The organism is Bradyrhizobium sp. NC92, assembly GCF_025200865.1.
Taxonomy (GTDB): domain Bacteria; phylum Pseudomonadota; class Alphaproteobacteria; order Rhizobiales; family Xanthobacteraceae; genus Bradyrhizobium.
Map to the genome: position 1 here is coordinate 1741164 of NZ_CP104171.1, position 17703 is coordinate 1758866.

Annotated in this window: 17 protein-coding genes; 10 read left to right on the top strand and 7 right to left on the bottom strand. The window is 64.0% G+C overall.

Annotation, left to right across the window (positions count from 1 at the left end):
* Positions 1-69: 69 nt before the first annotated feature.
* The gene (locus N2602_RS08220) at positions 70-462 is read right to left on the bottom strand and encodes a hypothetical protein (RefSeq protein WP_260383625.1); all 393 of its coding nucleotides are present in this window, start codon (positions 460-462) and stop codon (positions 70-72) included.
* Between N2602_RS08220 and N2602_RS08225 the strand changes: the two genes are divergently transcribed.
* Both N2602_RS08225 and N2602_RS08230 read left to right on the top strand, forming a co-directional pair.
* Complete coding sequence (locus N2602_RS08225; protein WP_172788125.1) at positions 449-709, top strand: hypothetical protein; 261 nt, start codon at positions 449-451, stop codon at positions 707-709. The two genes, N2602_RS08220 and N2602_RS08225, sit on opposite strands and share 14 nt — an antisense overlap.
* Positions 648-1913, top strand: a complete 1266-nt coding sequence (locus N2602_RS08230; protein WP_260383626.1) for an MFS transporter — start codon at positions 648-650, stop codon at positions 1911-1913. The genes N2602_RS08225 and N2602_RS08230 overlap by 62 nt, the downstream gene beginning before the upstream one ends.
* Positions 1914-1966: 53 nt before the next feature.
* Here N2602_RS08230 and N2602_RS08235 read toward each other — a convergent pair whose 3' ends face one another.
* Entirely contained in the window at positions 1967-2371 is a 405-nt protein-coding gene (locus N2602_RS08235) for a DUF4864 domain-containing protein (RefSeq protein WP_260382301.1), read from the bottom strand.
* A gap of 220 nt (positions 2372-2591) precedes the next feature.
* Here N2602_RS08235 and N2602_RS08240 point away from each other — a divergent pair, with 220 nt between their 5' ends.
* On the top strand, positions 2592-2969 hold the full coding sequence (locus N2602_RS08240) for a PRC-barrel domain-containing protein (protein WP_172788132.1): 378 nt from the start codon (positions 2592-2594) through the stop codon (positions 2967-2969).
* 180 nt (positions 2970-3149) lie between these two features.
* Here the strand turns inward: N2602_RS08240 and N2602_RS08245 are convergent, their stop codons facing one another.
* Positions 3150-4616, bottom strand: a complete 1467-nt coding sequence (locus tag N2602_RS08245) for an NAD(P)/FAD-dependent oxidoreductase (protein WP_260382302.1) — start codon at positions 4614-4616, stop codon at positions 3150-3152.
* 195 nt (positions 4617-4811) lie between these two features.
* On the opposite strand from N2602_RS08245, the gene N2602_RS08250 reads away from it, so the two are divergent.
* Positions 4812-5627: a class I SAM-dependent methyltransferase gene (locus N2602_RS08250; RefSeq protein WP_260382303.1), complete on the top strand. Its 816-nt coding sequence runs from the start codon at positions 4812-4814 to the stop codon at positions 5625-5627.
* Positions 5628-5741: 114 nt separating this feature from the next.
* Here the strand turns inward: N2602_RS08250 and N2602_RS08255 are convergent, their stop codons facing one another.
* Complete coding sequence (locus tag N2602_RS08255) at positions 5742-6719, bottom strand: ABC transporter substrate-binding protein (RefSeq protein ID WP_260382304.1); 978 nt, start codon at positions 6717-6719, stop codon at positions 5742-5744.
* A 1071-nt stretch (positions 6720-7790) separates the two neighbouring features.
* A complete protein-coding gene (locus N2602_RS08260) occupies positions 7791-8426 on the bottom strand; it encodes a TetR/AcrR family transcriptional regulator (RefSeq protein ID WP_260382305.1) in 636 nt (211 codons plus the stop codon).
* A gap of 251 nt (positions 8427-8677) precedes the next feature.
* Between N2602_RS08260 and N2602_RS08265 the strand changes: the two genes are divergently transcribed.
* Genes N2602_RS08265 through N2602_RS08275 form a run of 3 tightly spaced genes read left to right on the top strand, consistent with a single transcriptional unit; the run spans position 8678 to position 12481 of the window.
* Complete coding sequence (locus tag N2602_RS08265) at positions 8678-9175, top strand: (2Fe-2S)-binding protein (protein ID WP_172788138.1); 498 nt, start codon at positions 8678-8680, stop codon at positions 9173-9175.
* Positions 9172-10227, top strand: a complete 1056-nt coding sequence (locus N2602_RS08270; RefSeq protein ID WP_260382306.1) for a xanthine dehydrogenase family protein subunit M — start codon at positions 9172-9174, stop codon at positions 10225-10227. The genes N2602_RS08265 and N2602_RS08270 overlap by 4 nt, the downstream gene beginning before the upstream one ends.
* Positions 10220-12481: a xanthine dehydrogenase family protein molybdopterin-binding subunit gene (locus tag N2602_RS08275; RefSeq protein WP_260382307.1), complete on the top strand. Its 2262-nt coding sequence runs from the start codon at positions 10220-10222 to the stop codon at positions 12479-12481. The genes N2602_RS08270 and N2602_RS08275 overlap by 8 nt, the downstream gene beginning before the upstream one ends.
* Positions 12482-12584: 103 nt before the next feature.
* Here the strand turns inward: N2602_RS08275 and N2602_RS08280 are convergent, their stop codons facing one another.
* Positions 12585-13133 carry a cupin domain-containing protein gene (locus tag N2602_RS08280; RefSeq protein WP_008561958.1) on the bottom strand — a complete coding sequence of 183 codons (549 nt, stop codon included), beginning with the start codon at positions 13131-13133 and terminating at the stop codon, positions 12585-12587.
* A 148-nt stretch (positions 13134-13281) separates the two neighbouring features.
* On the opposite strand from N2602_RS08280, the gene N2602_RS08285 reads away from it, so the two are divergent.
* Entirely contained in the window at positions 13282-14610 is a 1329-nt protein-coding gene (locus N2602_RS08285) for an aspartate aminotransferase family protein (RefSeq protein ID WP_172788141.1), read from the top strand.
* Between the two features lie 66 nt (positions 14611-14676).
* Entirely contained in the window at positions 14677-15942 is a 1266-nt protein-coding gene (locus tag N2602_RS08290; RefSeq protein WP_260382308.1) for a D-amino acid dehydrogenase, read from the top strand.
* Between the two features lie 149 nt (positions 15943-16091).
* Here N2602_RS08290 and N2602_RS08295 read toward each other — a convergent pair whose 3' ends face one another.
* Positions 16092-16736 carry a helix-turn-helix domain-containing protein gene (locus tag N2602_RS08295; protein WP_172788143.1) on the bottom strand — a complete coding sequence of 215 codons (645 nt, stop codon included), beginning with the start codon at positions 16734-16736 and terminating at the stop codon, positions 16092-16094.
* Positions 16737-16904: 168 nt separating this feature from the next.
* Here N2602_RS08295 and N2602_RS08300 point away from each other — a divergent pair, with 168 nt between their 5' ends.
* Positions 16905-17663: an ABC transporter substrate-binding protein gene (locus N2602_RS08300; protein WP_212259265.1), complete on the top strand. Its 759-nt coding sequence runs from the start codon at positions 16905-16907 to the stop codon at positions 17661-17663.
* Positions 17664-17703: the final 40 nt, after the last annotated feature.

The following is a 17703-nucleotide window of genomic DNA, read 5'->3' on the forward strand; positions in this document are numbered from 1 at the left end:
TCCTGATCTGAAAGACCACAGGTTCGCGCGCGCAAAAGCGCGCGTCGAAACCGACGCCGTCGTGTCAGATCAGGCGATGGGAGGACGGTAGTGCTGGGGCGGCGCGGCGCTGTGCAGGCTGGGCACGATCTCGGGCGCACAGGTCGACATCGGCCGGACCGGCGTGGCGACGCTGGGCAGATCGGCCGGCAGCGCGCTGACGCACATCATCGCACAGCACGGGCCCACTGTTCCCTTGCCGTCGTGATGATTCGGAAGAGGTGCATCCTTCGCGGCAGTCTGGGAAGGGGTGCCCGCATGCTCGTGCTGAACATCGCCATGGCTCGCAGCCATGTGATGATGCACCGGGACGAGGTCGGCCAAGGTCTCGTCGCCAAGGCAGGGCGCAGCACTGCCCCAGGCAAGGCTTGCGGCTGGCGCGAGCACGCAGAACAGATAGGCGAGGGCGATGATTCGCCCCACCCTGATCCGCACCGATCGCGTCAATCGCAACAACATCCCGCCGATAGGCTCCTCGCGCGGCAATGTTGCACGCGCATATTGCAACCTAATGTCAAAAGACGCATTCGCCAAGAACTTATTACCGCAGCGCACCGCGCATGCCCAATATCGCGGCACGCTGGTTGACCATGCGACGGTCCGCGAACATGGTCCTGACCGTGCACGCGCCAAATCATCCAGGACAAACACCTGCTTCCTTCACCCCTGACTCCCGTCAGGCCTGGGTGCGACTCGTCCTTGCCCTCGTGATCGGCTCGATCGGCGCCGTCGGCATGTGGGCGGTCGTGGTCGTGATTCCCGTGGTGCAGACCGAATTCGCTGCCACGCGCGGCGCGGTGTCGCTGGCTTTCACCCTGATGATGTTCGGCTTCGGGCTTGGCGGCGTGATCGCCGGCAAGATCACCGACCGGTTCGGCATCGTGCCGGCGATGGCGATCAGCATCGCCTTTCTCGGCGTTGCCAATGTGCTCGCGGGCCTGTCGGGGCAGCTGTGGCAGTTCGTGGCGGCATATTTCCTGATCGGGCTCGGCACTTCCGCAACCTTCGCGCCGCTGATGGCCGAAGCCTCGCACTGGTTCGAGCGCTATCGCGGATTGGCCGTGACCATCGTCGCCAGCGGCAATTATGTCGCCGGCGCGATGTGGCCGCCGATCGTGAGCTGGGGCACGCAGGAGATCGGCTGGCGCTACACCCATATCGGCATCGGCATCGTCTGCGCCGGCCTGATGACGGTGCTGGTGCTGATCCTGCGCGCGCAAATGGGCCGCGACACCGTCCACGATCATGCCAACGCACCGCCGCCGCCGGTCGATCTCAGGCTGTCGACGAATACGCTGACGGTGCTGCTCTCGATCGCCAGCATCTCCTGCTGCGTGGCGATGGCCATGCCGCAGGTGCACATCGTCGCCTATTGCGGCGATCTCGGTTATGGCGTCGCGCGCGGCGCCGAGATGCTGTCCTTGATGATGGGCTGCGGCATCGTCAGCCGGATCGGTTCGGGCTACCTCGCCGACAAGATCGGCGGCATCCGAACGCTGCTGGTGGGATCGCTGGCGCAGGGCTTTGCGCTGGTGTTCTATCTGTTCTTCGACAGCCTGACCTCGCTGTATCTGATCTCCGCGATGTTCGGCCTGTTCCAGGGCGGCATCGTGCCGAGCTACGCCATCATCGTGCGCGAGGCGATGCCGGCGAGCGAGGCCGCGACCCGCGTCGGCATCGTGATCTTTGCATCCGTGTTCGGCATGTCCTTCGGCGGCTGGGTGTCAGGCGTCATCTTCGATGCCACCGGCTCCTATGCCGCGGCGTTCGCCAATGGCGTCGCCTGGAATGCGCTCAACATCGGCATCGTCGTGCTGCTCTTGATCCGCGCGCGGATGGGCTCGGTCAAGGCCGGGGCGGGTTTTGCCACTTGAAGTTTGAGCATGATCTTTTCGGAAAACCGCTACACACTTTTCCGGATCATGCTTTAAACGGCCTGTCCCGCCTTCAGCAGCGAGCAGCCGGTGATCTTGTAGCTGCCGTCGCCCTGCTGCTCGAGCGTGTAGAGCGCCTCCCAGGCCTCGCCATTGGCATCGACGATATGAACGCGCTGGGCGATCCAGGTGCCATCGGTCTTGCTCTCGCCGAATTCGAAACTCTTGTGACGATAGACCGGCGCGTAGCCGTTCTGCACCATGGACATGAAGATGTCGGGTGCGGGAAAGATCTCCTTGATTGCCGGTGCCGCATGGGAATAGGCCGCCGTCGCATCGTCGCGAACGAAGGCCTGCTCCTGGGCGCGGATGACGCTTTGGGCGACCGCGACATCGCCGGCAAACGCTGCGTGATGACAGGCAACGATGAGAGCGATCAGCAAGGCTGCGATGCGCATGGCAGGCTCCGCGTTGAGATCCCGGCGGAGGCGATCCTAGCACATCTGCACCGACAGGGCGTGCACTCAGATATCACGCGCTGGGCTTGGATGCTCCAGATGCCCATTTCCGGGACAGCGAGACAAACCGCAGGCAGCTGCGACATGTTCTCCTAAGGCAGGCACGGCTCCGCGATGGCCGAGTTAAGCCGGCAAAACCACCTTATCAAGGAGCAAAGTCATGGCCCGTGCAACAGCCCATCCGGATCATCACTGCATCTCAAGCGAGGACATTGAGGGAACCGAAGTCTATGGAGCAGATGGGACGAATATCGGCGAGATTGATCACCTCATCATCGACAAGATGTCAGGCCGCGTGGCTTATGCGGTCATGAGCTTTGGTGGATTTGTGGGCTTGGGTCACAGCCACTACCCCATTCCCTGGGGCGCTCTGACATATGACAGGTCGCTTGGCGGTTTTCGAACCAATATCACCGAGCAACAGCTGAGGGATGCGCCCGAGTTCAGCGATGACTCCTGGGAAGATAGAGACTGGGAACAGCGAACTCACCGGTATTATGGAACGCCAACCTACTGGGAAGGGCGAGGTGGCCTATAACGCCAGCTGCGCGTCCGGACAGCTGAACTGACGGCGGCACCAACATCAGAGGTCGTGCAAGTCGCCAATCGGGCAGAAGCTGATTGACTTGTCCTCACTGGATCGGAGGACTGGACTTCGCAATGACTAGTGCTTTCGCCTTGGAGAAAGGATGGGTTTCGCTGGCGATCTACCCCCATCCTACGAGCTGTCCAGCAGCGCTGCCATTCGGTGTCGGTCGATGATGTTGGGATCCGGCGGGATTTGATAGCCGTCCATTTCAGCCAGTTTTGCGGCGACGCGCGGTCTGGTGACGACCTCCTGAGGCAGCGCAACGCACATTGCGATCTCAATGATGCCACGGAGCACGTCGGCGTCTTGAGACGACGCAATGAGAAGCTTGGCCATGACCGGGTTGGGTGCGGGCAGCGGCGTGCCCGCTTCCAGAGCATTCATCTCAGCGATCCGCGCGCGGTCCGCGGCGATCTGGTTGCGGTAAAACGGACCGACCTGGATTTCGGTCTCGGCGTCGTATTCCCGGGAGAACGCTTCGGGATCGTCGAGGTGTCGGCTGGCAACATTGCGAAGCACCTGTGCGTGCAGAAGTCCGACGCTCAAGCCTCGTCCGGCGGACGGGTTGGTGCACGCCCATGCATCGCCGACAGCAGCGAATCCCGTGATGACGGGACGGCCATCGACGACAAATCGCCGGTATCGGTCGATAACTCCCGCCATCAGAAGGACGGGTGTTATTGGCTCGCCGTCGAGCCAATGGGCTTGCCGTGGGCACGCTGAGACGACGCGATGGAATGTCGCCGTATCGCGCAAGGCGCGCATCGCCTTGTTTCTCGACGAGGTATACAAGGTGACCGACCAGGTGTCGTTGTCGCCGTCCAGGGTCAGGATCGAGAACAAGCCCATCGGAGTAAGCGCGCGTCCCATCCTGCGAGGCCGCTGTTGCCCCGAGAAATATCGCGTAAAATAGACAAAGTTGCTGTCTTCGGCCTCCTCGAACGGGCTGCGGGCACCCGCGCCGCTGATCCAGTCACAAGCCGTGCTTCGCCGTCCCATGGCGTCGATGACCAAATCAGCGCGAATCTCTTCGCCGGATGTCGTGCGCACCCCCGTGACGTGCGGCACACCCGCGACCGCCGATGCGCCAATGATCAGTTCGCGAACCTTGGTCCCCCGACGAATAGCCACGTTAGGCGCGGCTTGCGCCATTGCAGCTACGGACCATTCTATAATTGGCCTCCTTCCAGTGACGAAGCGCATGGCCTCGTCGCCGGGACGCGGTGTCTTGTCCGTTAGCGTCGGGGGAAGAGATCGACTGTCGAGAAAGTCCACCCAAACGCATCCGGCGCGCAGCAAATCATCCGTCAATCCCGGCAATTCCAGATCGCTGATCATCCGAAATCGCGAACCGAGGCTGTGTGGTTGCCTGAATTGTGCAACTCCCGGACGTGCCCACGTGTCCCATCCCTCGGCAGCGGCCACAGGGTGACCGGCCGGATCAGCCTCCAGGACCGTGACGTCGTGGCCGTCGCGACCAAGCATCGTCGCAACGCTCAATCCAATCACGCCTCCGCCGCAAATGACGATTTTGCTCATCTTCTTCCCCACCTGTTCGAGCTCGGCGGGCCGCAGAAGCGGCGATGAAATCGTCATCGTCTCCTCCCGGCGAACGACAACGATGCCCACCCACGTGGGCACGGGTACTCAAGAGATTGAGTCGGTGTGGCGAACCGGAGGTTCAAAGAAAGGCGCCAGAAGCGGCCTCGCCCCTTGCAGCTCCTCGTCCAATAGGTCAGCATCAACGCTGCGAGCGTGCAATGCTTTCCACTAGTGATCATAGGGGAAGTCATGTCGGTCGAAGAACATTGGCAAATGGATGCCACCGCGCCGGAACTTTACGATCGGTACCTGGTACCAGCGATCACTTCACTATGGGCCGGCGACCTGCTCGACCGCATCGCGCCAAAGCGCGGCGACAGCGTACTCGACATCGCCTGTGGAACTGGGGTCGTAGCGAGGTTCACGGAGCAGCTTGGCCTGGCGAGACGTGTCGTTGGCCTTGATCTCAATAGTGCCATGCTCGCGATTGCGCGCTCGAAGACCCCACAGGTTGAATGGATCGAGGGGAGCGCGCTCGACCTTCCATTCGATGCAGGCAGTTTCGACGTGGTGCTTTGCCAGCTCGGGCTTCAATTTTTTCCAGATCGGCTTCTCGCGCTAAAGGAAATGGTGCGGGTGCTCAAGCCCGGAGGCCGCGCAGGCTTCAGCGTTTACAGCGCAATTGAGAACACCCCCGCAGCGTACGCATTTGTCCAGGCGCTCGATGAGTGCCTCGGAGAAGAGGCGTCACGCACCAAGCGTTCTGAGCATCTCTCTTGCGATGCTCAGGAGATCGCCGATTGGACGAAGCAGGCGGGCTTTGATCTTGTCGATGTGGCCACGGTCACCAAACAGATCAAGTTTCCGTCAATGTTGGATTATGTTCGCTTTCAGCTCACGGCAACACCAATGGCTGGGCTCCTGAAGGACAAGGAGGTACCTGAGCGGGAGCGCCTAATCGTCTCGATTTCCGATGATGCAGCCTCTCGCCTTGATCGTTCGATGTTGGCAGGTGGCAAGCTGACATTTCCGCAGCAATCCTTCGTAGCGATTGCTTCCCTCTAGTGAGCCCCGCTTGGGTTAAAATGCGAAGGAGATCGCTGCTTCCGTCTCCTCCGAGGACCGAACGGTCATGAGCCTCGCAGCGTGACGCAAGGGGCCAGTTCAGACATTTCGATGCTATTCAATCACCTCATCCGCACGAGCAATGAGGACCGATGGCAAGTCGGCTCCAATGAGACGTGCCGTCGCAAGGTTGAGTACCAGCTCGTATTTTGAAGCCTGCTCGACAGGGAGGTCGCCCGGCTTTTCCCCTTTCAGTATCTTGTCGACAAAGAAGGCGACGTAACGATACATGCTGTTGAAGTTCGGTCCATAACTCATGAGCCCGCCAGCTTCCACGTTCGCTCTGTTCGCAAACATGGTCGGTAATCGGTGCTTGATACCCAGTTCGGCGAGCGCCCGACGGCGAGCGTTTGTGATCGGGGACGATGGGACAAGCACCGAAGCAACCTTTTCGTTCACCATCAGGTCAAAAGCTCGGTTGAAATCGTCGGCCGTGCTGATCGGCGCTCCCACCAAATCGATGCTCTTGCGCTTAGCCGCTTCTTCAAGGACGGACAGTACACGGGCATGCGTCGGCGTGGTCAAATTCCACAGCACCCCCACACGCTTCGTCCCCGGTTGTGCCTCGACAAGGATTTCCAATCCTTTGGCAGCCATTTCTGTAAGGACCATCGATACCCCGGTAACATTGCCACCCGGGTGCGCCAGACTGGCTACGTGCCCAATTCCGACTGGGTCGGCGTGCTGCGCAAAAACGATCGGGATCGTCCTCGTGGCCCGCAGTGCGGGTTCAACCTGCGTCGACGCCGGCGCGATGATAATGTCGACATTCAACTTCGAAAGCTCTTCGGCAAACCTATCCAATTCAGCAATCGCGGCGGCCCATCGAAATTCGATCAGCAGGTTGCGGCCTTCGTGATATCCGAAGCGCTTAAGTCCGAGGCGCAAGGCTTCGATCTGGTCAGTCCAATCCTCGGACTTGCCAAGACCGAGAAACCCGATGCGAGGAACACTCCCGGTCCGCTGCGCCAGCCCCACGACTGGCCACCCAATCATGCAAACCGCCGTGGCAATGAACTGCCTCCGGTTCATCCCTGACTCCAGCTGTACTTAAAAGCCATCGTAGAGACCGGCAGTTCATCCAGAAGGGCCATGTCCGTTACTGTCATAGGCACCGCTCTGGCGCATTGCACGCTCAGTGATCTTGGTTGGGGACCCATTCCTCAGCGGTTTCATCCCAATGATGGGTATCGTCGAAATGCTTCCAGAGTGGCTGCCTTTGCTTCCTTTCGTCCTCCTGCCGGTTTGCCTGTACGCCGACGACGAGTGTCATAGCCAACATTACCCATTCGCGAGTGCGAGAATTCCATTTGATTGCTGAGAGCATGGGAGGCCTCCGTCAAAGCAAGAAATTGTCTTCACACTAGGCCGCGCCATGAGCGAGGAGATGTAAACTACTTCACAAGCAGTCAATATCTTCGACAGAGGTGACGGTGATGCGGTGCAGCGAACGAGAGGCAAAGCGTCGGCTTGCCTTCCAGGTTAAGAAGAGTTGCGGCCTGCGGCCCCTGGCGAGGACTCATGGCAGGGGATGCCCAGGCGGCTCGAAAAGCCAGTCCACCTTCCATTGCGGCGGAGCAGATCGAAGCCCACAACCTGTTGGCGCACGAGCGAGCTTCGGTTGGTTCGACACCGCGCCTGCATGTGCGAGATGGAATGGGCCTGGTATGGAAGCAGCGATGCCTGCAACAACTGACTCACCCACCGATGTTGCTGCAATCGTGATTGTCACCATGGATATGACGACTACAAGGACATGGGGCACAACGCTGTTTGAAAAGTGCTTCGTCATGAGTTGAGTCCTCACAACCGAAATAAACGACCGTGCAGCTACAATCTCAGTTCGTGGCAGATGGTTATTTGTATCGGTGCTCGCAGCAAATGGCGTGCTCGTCGCCTTTGTAGGGCAGACGTGAACAATGTTGTAGCAGCGATCCAGACCTAGTCTGGCGCAAAAACAGCTCCCATCGTGCGTAGGCGCTCCTGAAAAGAGCGCCTTCATAAATCAGAGATCGTGCTGCCGGTTTTCACATGATCTTGGATTGTGGTTTGCGACCCGCGTGGCGAAGCGCTTCGCCCGCGGCGTAGGTCGCTCTGCACGCCCTACCGCTTCCGCTTCGTCGCGGGCTTCGTCTTCGACGAGCGAGCCTTGGCCTTGCTGGGCGGCGGCACCCGCAAGCCGTCGACGAACACGTCGAGCAGGCGCAGCGCCGTCGCCTGCCAGCCGGGCTGGTCGTGCACGTAGCACATGCCGAAGAAGGCGCGCAGCAGGTCCTCCGGGCTGAGGTCGGCGCGCATCTCGCCAGCTGCGACCGCCCGGTCCAGCAGCGAGCCGATCGCCTTGGTCAGACGCTCGAAGGAGAAAGCATGCAGCTCCGACCCGCTCTGCACCGCGAGCGCCAGCGCCGCCATCATCCCCTTCTTGGTCGCAACGAACTCGACCCCCGAGTGCAACCAGCGCCGCAGCGCCTCGACCGGGTCCTTCTCGTTCTTCAGCAACTCGGCAAGCTCGCTGAACTGCTCGACCTCGCGCCGATACACCGCCTCGAACAAGGCCTCGCGCGTCGAAAAATGCCGATACAGCGTGCCGATGCCGACGCCGGCCCGCTTCGCCACGGCTTCCAGGCTCGCCTCGGGCCCGCCCGCGCTGAACACCAGCTTGGCCGCTTCGAGCACGCGCTCGCGATTGCGCACGGCATCGGCGCGGGGCTTTCGGGTCTGGTCGGTGTGGTCGTCCATGGCGCGCAATGTAGATCACGAATTGGTTAGATTGAACCCTCGCCGGACCCATGCAGGGCTGCATCGCGTTGGCGGCGCACGCGGTTTTGACGAATTCCAAATATTTCCGGGCGGCTCTTGTTAAACGGAGGGTGCCTCCGTATCTTCGCTCGTGCGCCGGCCGCATCATGTTCGGGCGGCGCTATTCGACGGCGGCCACGGCGGTGGCGCGCTGCGCGATGACTCATGTCCAAATCTGATCGGAGCCTTGTATGAACCACTCCATCAGCCTCACCGTGAACGGTGCGCGGCGCGACTTCGTCCTCGACGATCCGCGCGTCACGCTGCTCGATCTCCTGCGTGAGCGCCTCGATCTGACCGGAACCAAGAAGGGATGCGACCGCGGCCAGTGCGGCGCCTGCACCATTCTGGTCGACGGCAAGCGCATCAACTCCTGTCTCGCGCTCGCCATCAGCCACGACGGCGCCGACATCCTCACCATCGAAGGCCTCGCGCGCGGCGACCAGCTGCATCCGGTGCAGGCCGCCTTCATCGCCCATGACGGCTTCCAGTGCGGCTTCTGCACGCCCGGCCAGATCATGAGCGCGATCGGCATGATCGGCGAAGGCCAGGCCGGCAACGATCCCGAGCGCGTCCGCGAATGCATGAGCGGAAATTTGTGCCGCTGCGGCGCTTACGCCGGCATCGTCGATGCCGTGCTGGACGCGCAGGCCGGGATGGACGAGACCAATCAGAGGCGCTCCGCATGAAACAGTTCGATTATGTCAGGCCGGCCACGGTCACTGAAGCCGTTGCTGCCGCGGCCGAGCCGGGCGCGGTCTACCTCGCTGCCGGCACCAACCTGCTCGACCTGATGAAGGGCGGCGTCAGCCGTCCGGACCGGCTGGTCGACGTCACGCGTCTCGATGGCCTCGACCAAATCGAGACGCTCGCGGACGGGTCGTTGCGCATCGGCGCGCTGGTGCGCAATGCCGATCTCGCCCATGATGCGGAGTTTGCGCGGTCCTATCCCGCTGTGGCCGAAGCGCTGCTCTCCGGTGCGTCGGCTCAGTTGCGAAATGCCGCCACCGTCGGCGGCAACCTGTTGCAACGGACGCGCTGCGCGTATTTCTACGACACTGCCAGCCGCTGCAACAAGCGCGCGCCCGGCTCCGGCTGCGACGCGCGCGACGGCGAGAACCGCAGCCATGCCGTGCTCGGCTGGAGCGAGAGCTGCATCGCCACGCACCCCTCCGACTTCTGCGTGCCCCTGGTCGCGCTCGATGCCATCGTCGAGATCGAGGGCAGGGGCGGCCGGCGCGAGGTTGCGCTCGACGAGTTGCACCACCTGCCGGGCGATGCGCCCGAGCGCGAGTCCGTGCTCGAGCCCGGCGATCTCATCGTCGCGGTGCGCCTGCCGCCCGCCGCACGCGGCTTTGCCGCGCATGCGCGCTACCTCAAGGTCCGCGAGCGCACCTCCTATGCATTTGCCGTCGTCTCGGCCGCGGCTGCGCTGCGGATCGAGAACGGCAGAATCGCACAGGCGCGGCTCGCGCTCGGCGGCGTCGCCGCAAAGCCCTGGCGCGCTCGCGCAGCGGAAGGCGTCCTCAAGGGCGTCGCGCCCACGGCAGACGCATTCCAGGAGGCGGCCTGGCGCGCGCTCGAGGGCGCAAAGCCGTCCGGCGACAACGCCTTCAAGATCGAGCTCGCGCGTCGCATCGTCGTGCGCGCGCTGACCTTGGCCGCCGCCGGCACGCCCGCGCGGATACCCGCGCTGCCGGCCTCTCCCTTTGCCTCGACCTCCGGAGCCTTCCATGCCTGAGTTCAACCTCACCAGCGCTCCCGCTCACCTGCGGCACGGCTCGAATATCGGCCAGCCGCTGACCCGCCGTGACGGCATCCTCAAGGTGACGGGGCAGGCGACTTACGCCGCGGACAACCATCCGCCCGGCATGCTGTTTGCAGTGATGGCCGTCTCCAGCATCGCGCGAGGCCGCGTCGTCTCGCTCGATGTCGCTGCCGCAAAACGCCATCCCGGTGTCGTCGACGTCATGACGCCGGAGAATAAGCCGGCGCTCGCGATCGATCCGGAGATCAAGACCAATCCGTTCGTGTTTCGGATGGAGGCGTTGCAGAGCAACGAAGTCCGCTACGCCAACCAGCCGATCGCCGTCGTGATCGCCGAGACGCTTGAATCCGCGACCGAAGGTGCCGCGCTGCTGGCACCGCGCTACGAGACGCTGCCTCCGCTGGTTGGGCTCGACGCCGGCGAGAGTTTTGTGCCGCCCGTCGTCGGCGTCGGAAACCCGACCGAAAATCACCGCGGCGATGTCGAGGCCGACCTTGCCGCAGCCGAAAAGCAGATCGATGCGACATACGAGACCCCGCCGCAATATCATAACGCCATGGAGCCGCATGCTGTCGTGGCGCACTGGGATGGCGACAGGCTGTCCGTGGACATGCCGACCCAGGGCCTGAAGCTGTCGCTGGCGCGCATCGCCGAACTGTTCGGCATCGCGCCCGACAAGATCCACGTGCGCAGCCCGTTCCTCGGCGGCGGCTTCGGGTCGAAGGGGCTCATGGGCGGGCCGCCGGTCCTCGGCATCATGGCGGCGAAGCTCGTCGGCAGGCCAGTCAAGCTGGTGCTGCGCCGCGAGCAGATGTACGGCCCGGTCGGCCACCGCGCGCCGACGCGTCAGCGCCTGCGGCTCGGCGCTGATCACGAGGGCCATCTGACCGCGCTCGACCACCATGCCAGAACGGTGTCGAGCACCTTCGACGATTTCTACGAGCCCGCCGCCGATGCCTCGCACACGCTCTATGCGGCGCCGGCGATCCGCACCTCGCACGATGCCGTCCGCGTCAACACCGGCACGCCGCTGTTCATGCGCGCGCCCGGCGAGGCGACCGGCTCGATCGCGCTGGAGAGCGCGATCGACGAGATGGCCTGGGCCTGCGGCATGGATCCGCTGGCCTTCCGCCTGAAGAACTACGCCGAGGTGGAGCCGATGACGGGGCGGCCTTTCTCCTCCAAGGCGCTGCGGGCCTGCTACGAGCAGGGCGCCGCGCGCTTCGGCTGGGCGAAGCGTCCGCTGCAGCCGCGCCAGATGCGCGACGATGCCGGCCTTCTGGTCGGCTGGGGCATGGGCACGGCGACCTTCCCGGCGCTCATGTTCCAGGCCGAGGCGCGCGCGGCGATCCGGCGCGACGGCTCCGGCGTGATGGAGATCGGCGCGCACGACATGGGGCAGGGCGCCTGGACGGCGCTGGCGCAGATCGCGGCCGATGCCGTCGGCCTCGACATCGACCGCCTCGACTTCAAGTCCGGCACGTCCGACCTGCCCGACGCCGGCATCGCCGGCGGCTCGGCGCACACGGCAACGGCGGGCGCGGCGATCCACAGCGCCGGTGCGGCCGTGATCGCAAAGCTCGCCGATCTCGCCACCAGCGACGAGCGCTCGCCACTGTTCGGCGCCGGCAATGCCGGCGTGATCGCGCGCGACGGCAGGCTGATCCGCCGCGACGACGAGAGCCGGAGCGAGAGCTATGCCGAGATTCTCGCGCGCGCCGGCGTTGCCGAAGTCGAGGCGCGCGGCACCGGCGCGCCGAACCCTGCGGCGATGGAGCAATATGCGATGCATGCCCACGGCGCGGTGTTCGCCGAGGTGAAGGTCGATCCCGAGCTCGGCCAGGTCCGCCTCAGTCGCATGGTCGGCGCCTTCGCCGCCGGACGCATCGTCAATCCGCGCATGGTGCAGAGCCAGCTGTTCGGCGGCATGATCTGGGGTCTGTCCTTCGCGCTGCACGAGGCGGCGATCACCGACCGCCGCAGCGGGCGGATCATGAATGCTGATCTCGGCGAGTACCACATCCCGGTGAACGCCGACGTGCCGCCGCTCGACGTCATCACCGTCGAGGAGCACGATCCGCACGTCAACGCGCTCGGCATCAAGGGCGTCGGCGAGATCGGCATCACCGGCAGCGCCGGCGCGGTCGCCAACGCGGTCTGGCACGCCACCGGCGTGCGGGTGCGCAAATTTCCGATCCGGATCGAGGAGTTGCTGACGCAGCTTTGAAGCGCGATGAAATGAGGCCAAATCGCTGCAACGACGGAGGTGCGCTCCCTCTCCCGCTTGCGGGAGAGGTGAACGAGTCGCGCCGGATGCGTCGATCTCGCCTTCAGAACGTCGGCGGCGTGCAGGCCGAGATCACCTCGCACGGCTTGCCGCCGACGCAGCGGAAGCGATGCGGGCGGCGGCTCTCGAAATAATAGGCATCGCCGGGATTGAGGATGCGGCGCTCGTCCTCGACGGTGACTTCGAGCTTGCCTGAGATCACGATGCCGCCTTCCTCGCCGTCATGGACGAGATGCACGCGCCCGGTGTCGCTGCCGGGCTCGTAGCGCTCTTTGAGGATCTGCAGGCTGCGGCCGAACAGATTGTCGCCGATTTGTCGGTACGAGATCGGCTTCTTGCCGACCTCGGTGAGCTCCTCGGCGCGGTAGAAGATCTTGCGCCTGGACTCCGGCTCCAGCGCGAAGAACTCGGCGAGCCCCATCGGGATGCCGTCGAGGATGCGCTTGAGCGCGCCGACCGAGGGGTTCATCTGGTTGGATTCGATCAGCGAGATGGTCGAATTGGTGACGCCGGCACGCTTGGCCAGCTCGCGCTGCGACAGCTTGTGGCGCGCCCGGATGAATCGCAGCCGTCCACCGATGTCGACGCTCATGCCCTGGTCCCGTGTTGCAGGTGTTGCGGATCGCGCAAATATGGACCGGCAGCCCCAGCTAAATCAATGGCTTGCAGGTCACCAGAAAAGGACTTGTTGCGGTTTCCAAGCCGTGGCTCTGCTAGCGGGTCAGCAAAGGAGCGCGGCCGTGACCCTTCATCAGATTCCGAACACCATCAAGACCGACTCGTTCTGGATGCCGTTCACGGCCAACCGGCAGTTCAAGAAGGCGCCGCGCCTGTTCTCCTCGGCCGAGGGCATGCATTACACCACCGTCGACGGCCGCAAGGTGATCGACGGCTCCGCCGGCCTCTGGTGCGTCAATGCCGGCCACGGCCGCAAGCAGATCGCCGCCGCGGTCGAGCGCCAGCTGATGACGCTGGATTTCGCGCCCACGTTCCAGATGGGCCACCCGCTGGCCTTCGACTTCGCCGAGCGCCTCGCCGAGATCGCGCCGAAGGGCCTCGATCGCATCTTCTTCACCAATTCCGGCTCCGAGTCGGTCGACACCGCGCTGAAGATCGCGCTGGCCTATCACCGCGCCAACGGCCAGTCGAGCCGCACCCGCCTGATCGGCCGCGAGCGGGGCTATCACGGCGTCGGCTTCGGCGGCACGTCGGTCGGCGGCATGGTCGCCAACCGTCGTGCGTTTGCGACCCTGCTGCCGGGCGTCGACCACATCCGCCACACCCACGATCTCACCCGCAACGCCTTCGCCAAGGACCAGCCCGAGCATGGCGCCGAGCTCGCCGACGATCTCGAGCGTCTGGTCGCCTTGCATGGCGCCGAGACCATTGCCGCCGTCATCGTCGAGCCGGTGCCGGGCTCGACCGCGGTGCTGCCGCCGCCGAAGGGCTATCTGCAGCGCCTGCGCGAGATCTGCGACAAGCACGGCATCCTCCTGATCTTCGACGAGGTCATCACCGGCTTCGGCCGCCTCGGCACGCCGTTCGCCGCCAACTTCTTCGGCGTCACGCCGGACCTGATGACGACGGCCAAGGGCATCACCAACGGCACCATTCCCTGCGGCGCCGTGTTTGCGAGCCGCAAGGTGCATGACGGCATGATGGTCGGCCCCGAGAATCAGATGGAGCTGTTCCACGGCTACACCTATTCGGCGCATCCGACCGCATGCGCCGCCGGCATCGCGACGCTCGACATCTACAAGGACGAAGGCCTGCTCACGCGCGGTGCGTCGATCGCCGAATACTGGCGCGATGCGCTGCACTCGCTGAAGGGATTGCCGAACGTCGTCGACATCCGCAATTGCGGCCTGATGGGCGCGGTCGAGCTCGCCCCGCGCGACGGCGTCGTCGGCGCGCGCGGCTATGACGTCATGGTCGACTGCTTCAACACCGGCCTTTACTTGCGCATGAGCGGCGACAGCTTCGCGATGTCGCCTCCGCTCATCGTCGAGAAGAGCCACATCGACCAGATGGTCTCGATCCTCGGCGACGCCATCAAGAAGGTGGCCTGATAATTGCTCTCGCCGCCAGCGAGTTGTGTCCTTGCAGCGGCGAGCGCCGCGGGAGTTTGACGAAGCGTGAAAGTCCTGATCCTCGGCAGCGGTGTCATCGGTGTCACCTCTGCCTACTACCTCGCGCGTGCCGGGCATGAGGTGACGGTCGTCGACCGTCAGCCGGAGCCGGCGCTGGAGACCTCTTTCGCCAACGCCGGCGAGGTGTCGCCCGGCTATTCTTCGCCCTGGGCCGGCCCCGGCGTGCCGGTGAAGGCGGTTAAGTGGCTGTTGATGAAGCACGGCCCGCTGGTGATCCGGCCGAAGCTCGATCCCGTCATGTGGGTCTGGCTGCTCAAAATGCTGCGCAACTGCACCAGCGCGCGCTACGCGGTCAACAAGAGCCGGATGATCCCGATCGCGGAATACAGCCGCGACTCTTTACGCGATCTGCGCCGCGACATCGGCATCCAGTACGACGAGCGCTCGCAGGGCACGCTGCAGCTGTTTCGCTACCAGGTCCAGCTCGACGGTACCGCCGAAGACATCGCCGTGCTCAAGCAGTACGGCGTTCCCTTCGAGGTGCTGAGCCGCGAGGGCTGCATCGCAGTCGAGCCGGCGCTTGCGGGCGTGAAGGAGAAGTTCGTCGGCGGGCTCCGCCTGCCACAGGACGAGACCGGCGACTGCCACATGTTCACGCAGGCGCTCGCCAAGCACGCCCAGGCGCTCGGCGTGCGCTTCATGTTCAACACCTCGATCGATCGCATCGTCACCGAGGGCGCGCGCGTCAGCGGGGTCGCGACCAGCGCCGGCCTGCTGCAGGCGGACGCCTACGTGCTCGCGCTCGGCAGCTGGTCGTCGCGGCTGGCGGCGCCGCTCGGCATCTCGCTGCCGGTCTATCCGGTGAAGGGCTATTCGATCACGGTGCCGATCAAGGACGCCTCCGGCGCGCCGGAATCGACCGTGATGGACGAGAGCTACAAGGTCGCGATCACCCGCCTCGGCAATCGCATCCGCGTCGGCGGCACCGCGGAGATCTCGGGCTATTCGAGCAAGCTCTACGACGCGCGCCGCGACACGCTCGATCATTCGCTGACCGACCTGTTCCCGCGCGGCGGCGATCTGTCCAAGGCGACGTTCTGGAGCGGCCTGCGCCCGATGACGCCGGACGGCCCGCCCGTGATCGGCCCGACGCACTACGCCAACCTGCACCTCAACACCGGCCACGGCACGCTCGGTTGGACCATGTCCTGCGGCTCGGGCCGCGTGCTCGCCGACATGCTGTCAGGCAAGAAGCCGGAGATCGACGTCAGCGCGCTGTCAGTGGAGCGGTACAAGCACCGGTTTGGCTAAGGCTCTATCCCCTCGTCATTGCGAGGAGCGAAGCGACGAAGCAATCCAGGCCGTCTCCGCGGTGAGACTCTGGATTGCTTCGCTTCGCTCGCAATGACGGCGTGGAGATGTCCCGGGATTTCTTCAGTCCGCCGCGTGCGTTGAAGCAGCTACCCCGCCCCCGTCACGCAATTCACCCACAGCACCACGGCCTTCGCATCCTGCGCCGGATTGGAAAACCGGTGCGGCCTTCGGCTCGCGAAGCGAAAGCTGTCGCCTGTTTTCAGCGACCACGTCTGGCTGTCCACCGTCAGCATCATCTCGCCTTCGAGCACCAGCCCTGCCTCTTCGCCGTCGTGGGTGTAGAGCTCATCGCCGGTGGAGCCGCCGGGCTCCAGATGCACCAGGAACAGATTGAGCTTGTTGTCGCTGCTGGCCGGGCTCAGCAATTGTTTGGACACGCCGGTGCGCCAGAGCTTCAGCTCGGGCCGTTGCAGCCCGCGTGTCACCACCTGATCCGATGCGCCGTCGGCGCTCGGGCTCGCGCCGAACAGCGCGGCGATGCCGACGCCGAGCACGTCGGCGAGGGTCGCCAGCACCCGCAGCGACGGCGACGACAGCCCGCGCTCGATCTGGCTGAGAAAGCCGATCGACAGCTCCGTGCGCGCGGCGACCGTCTCCAGCGAGAATTGCCTGACCCGCCTGAGGTCGCGGATGCGGCGGCCGACCGCGACGTCCATCGCCGGCTCGGCCGGCTTGGCCTTCACCTTAGCCGGCCTTTTCTTGGCCGGCTTTGCGGCGGCCGGTTTGCGCATTCTTTTGCCACCGCTCACGTCAAACCGCTTCCTTCATGTGCATGAAAACCGCTTGCATCGTCCGCGAAAGTATGACCAAATTTTCATATTGGTGAAAATAGGCCGAAACGGCCCGGCCCGCAACGTCTGATCGCGACATGCGCCGGCCAGGCCCAAAAGGGGGATGCGATGAAGCGTTTTGTTCAGGCCGCAATCGCGGCGCTCGCCATTGCCACAGCCGTGCCGGCTTCGGCGCAGCAGGTGCTGAAGGTCGGCTCGACACCGACAGGCATTCCCTTCACGTTCCTCGACACCAAGACCAACACCATCCAGGGCATCATGGTCGATCTCGTCACCGAGATCGGCAAGGACGCCGGCCTCAACCTGCAGATCGAGCCGATGGCGTTCTCGGCGCTGATCCCGTCGCTGACCTCGAGCAAGATCGACATCATTGCGGCCGCGATGTTCATCACCGCGCCGCGCAAGGAGGTCGTCGACTTCTCAGACCCGATCTACACCTATGGCGAAGGCCTCGTGGTGCCGAAGGGCGATGCCAAGGCCTACGCTGCGCAGGAGGACCTGAAGGGCGAGACAGTCGGCGCGCAAGTCGGCACCGCCTTCGTCGATGCGCTGAAGAAGTCCGGCCTGTTCGCGGACGTGAAGGCCTACGACACCATCCCCGACATCCTGCGCGACGTGAACACCGGCCGTCTCAAGGCCGGCTTCGCCGACTATCCGATCCTCGCCTACAATCTGAAGCAGGGCGGTTTCCCCGACGTGCGTCTCGTCGACAGCTACAAGCCCGTTACCGTCGGCTCGGTCGGCATCGGCGTGCGCAAGGGCGAGAGCGCACTGCTCGGCAAGATCAATGCCTCGCTGGCGAAGCTGAAGGCCAACGGCACCATCGACAAGATCCTCGAGAAATGGGGCCAGAAGGCGCAAGGTTGATTGCCAAGACCTGACCGCAAGACCTGATCGATCGAAGGCT